The organism is Nostoc parmelioides FACHB-3921 (assembly GCF_014696625.1).
Taxonomy (GTDB): domain Bacteria; phylum Cyanobacteriota; class Cyanobacteriia; order Cyanobacteriales; family Nostocaceae; genus Trichormus; species Trichormus parmelioides.
On sequence record NZ_JACJQL010000164.1, the window covers coordinates 1 to 3,143 of the forward strand.

General features: G+C 51.3%; 2 rRNA genes. Both read right to left on the reverse strand.

Annotated elements, in window-relative coordinates:
• Positions 1-4: 4 nt before the first annotated feature.
• A 5S ribosomal RNA gene (rrf, locus tag H6G14_RS34500) occupies positions 5-122 on the reverse strand.
• Positions 123-181: 59 nt separating this feature from the next.
• Positions 182-3,009, reverse strand: a 23S ribosomal RNA gene (locus tag H6G14_RS33135).
• Positions 3,010-3,143: the final 134 nt, after the last annotated feature.

A 3,143-nucleotide genomic window follows, 5' to 3' on the forward strand; every position in this document is an offset into this window, starting at 1 on the left:
TAGAACCTGGCACCGAGCGATTGTGGCATAGGGCAACCCCTAGACTATCGTAGCCATAGCAGCGTTTCACAACTGAGTTCGGGATGGAGTCAGAGTGGGACCACTGCACCATAGGCACCAGGAAAAATTGTAGGGTCAGAGACCCTGAAGACTGCAAAAAACGCGATTTAACAATGGTTGTGAGGTCAAGCCCTCGGTCTGTTAGGACTCCTCAGCTACATACATTACTGCACTTCCACTTAGAGCCTATAAACGGGTGTTCTGCCCGTGACCTTACCTACTTTTTGTAGTGAGAGCACTCATCTTGAGGTGGGCTTCCCACTTAGATGCTTTCAGCGGTTATCCGCTCCGCACTTGGCTACCCAGCGTCTACTGCGGGTACAATAACTGGTACACCAGCGGTGCGTCCTTCCCGGTCCTCTCGTACTAAGGAAGGCTCCTCTCAATGCTCTTACGCCTGCACCGGATATGGACCGAACTGTCTCACGACGTTCTGAACCCAGCTCACGTACCGCTTTAATGGGCGAACAGCCCAACCCTTGGGACGTACTTCCGCCCCAGGTTGCGATGAGCCGACATCGAGGTGCCAAACCTCCCCGTCGATGTGGACTCTTGGGGGAGATCAGCCTGTTATCCCTAGAGTAACTTTTATCCGTTGAGCGACGGCCATTCCATTCTGCGCCGTCGGATCACTAAGGCCTACTTTCGTACCTGCTCGACTTGTCGGTCTTGCAGTCAAGCTCCCTTTATGCCTTTACACTCGCCGCACGGTTTCCAAGCGTGCTGAGGGAACCTTTGCGCGCCTCCGTTACCTTTTAGGAGGCGACCGCCCCAGTCAAACTGCCCACCTGAAACTGTCCTTTTTCCAGATAATGGAAATAAGTTAGAATCCTAGCTTCGCCAGAGTGGTATCTCACCGTTAGCTCCATATCCCCCACAAGGAATATCTCATCGCTTCCCACCTATCCTGCGCAAGCGAAGCCCGGACACAATTCCAGGCTACAGTAAAGCTTCATAGGGTCTTTCTGTCCAGGTGCAGGCAGTCCGTATCTTCACAGACATTCCTATTTCGCCGAGTCTCTCTCTGAGACACCATCCAGATCGTTACGCCTTTCGTGCGGGTCGGAACTTACCCGACAAGGAATTTCGCTACCTTAGGACCGTTATAGTTACGGCCGCCGTTCACCGGGGCTTCGGTCGTCAGCTTCAAGCTTTCGCCCTGACCAACTTCCTTAACCTTCCGGCACTGGGCAGGCGTCAGCCCCCATACTTCCTCTTACGAGTTTGCGGAGACCTGTGTTTTTGGTAAACAGTCGCCTGGATCTCTTCACTGCGACCCACTTCTTAGGTGGGCACCCCTTCTTCCGAAGTTACGGGGCCATTTTGCCGAGTTCCTTAGAGAGAGTTATCTCGCGCCCCTTGGTATTCTCAACCTCCCTACCTGTGTCGGTTTCGGGTACGGGTACGATATGTTCATCACATTACTAGCTTTTCTTGACACTATCCTTCACTACTCGGAGTTCGTAAACTCCTCCCAAACCAATCAGGGCGTAGCTATCTTTCATGCGTCCCTAGCAATGCTCCCATACCATAGTCAGGGATTGTTGACCCTGTGTCCATCGACTACGCCTTTCGGCCTCGCCTTAGGTCCCGACTAACCCAGAGTGGACGAACCTGGCTCTGGAACCCTTAGGGTTTCGGGGCATTGGATTCTCACCAATGTTTGCGCTACTCAAGCCGACATTCTCACTTCCGTCTCGTCCACAGCTGCTTACCGCTACTGCTTCTTCCTACTACGGAACGCTCCCCTACCGATTATTTTTAGTAATCCCACAGCTTCGGTACATCGCTTAGCCCCGTTCATTTTCGGCGCAAGATCGCTTGACTAGTGAGCTATTACGCACTCTTTCAAGGGTGGCTGCTTCTAGGCAAACCTCCTAGTTGTCTAGGCAATCTCACCTCCTTTATCACTTAGCGATGATTTGGGGACCTTAGCTGGTGGTCTGGGCTGTTTCCCTCTTGACGATGAAGCTTATCCCCCACCGTCTCACTGGCTGTGTGTGCATCGGGTATTCTGAGTTTGTCTCGATTTGGTACCGGTCTCCCAGCCCGCACCGAAACAGTGCTTTACCCCCCGACTATAATCACAACCGCTGCGCCTCAACACATTTCGGGGAGAACCAGCTAGCTCCTGGTTCGATTGGCATTTCACCCCTAACCACAACTCATCCGCCGATTTTTCAACATCGGTCGGTTCGGACCTCCACTTGGTGTTACCCAAGCTTCATCCTGGCCATGGTTAGATCACCAGGGTTCGGGTCTATAAACACTGATTATCGCCCTTTTCAGACTCGGTTTCCCTTTGGCTCCGACATTCTCGTCTTAACCTACCAGTGCCTATAAGTCGCCGGCTCATTCTTCAACAGGCACGCGGTCATCCGTTTAATCGGACTCCCACTGCTTGTAAGCTAATGGTTTCATGTTCTATTTCACTCCCCTTGCGGGGTTCTTTTCACCTTTCCCTCGCGGTACTGGTTCACTATCGGTCACACAGTAGTATTTAGCCTTACGAGATGGTCCTCGCTGATTCACATGGGATTCCTCGTGCCCCATGCTACTCGGGATTCAGCTACTATCCTTTGACTTTCGACTACAAGACTTTCACTTTCTCTGGTGCAGTATTTAGCTGCTTCGTCTAGTCTCTAGATTCGATATCGCTGTCCCACTACCCCAGTCAGTAAACCAACTGGTTTAGGCTCTTCCCCTTTCGCTCACCACTACTTAGGGAATCTCTTTTGATTTCTCTTCCTCCAGCTACTAAGATGTTTCAGTTCGCTGGGTTGGCTCTTTCCTGTCTATATATTCAACAGGTAGTATTTAGGGTTGCCCCATTCGGACATCTCCGGCTCTTAGTTTGCTTCCAACTCCCCGGAGTATTTCGTCGGTAACCACGTCCTTCTTCGCCTCTGTGTGCCTAGGTATCCACCATTAGCCCTTATTAGCTTGACCACAATTTCATTGGTTTTCACCTGCATTCACAGTCTGTCTGTGTCTGCCTGCTAATCTAATCGCGTTTTTATGCAGTTTTCAAGGTTCTGGCTAGGTTTTCACCCAGCAGTCTAACTTCCGTTAGTTGCTGAATT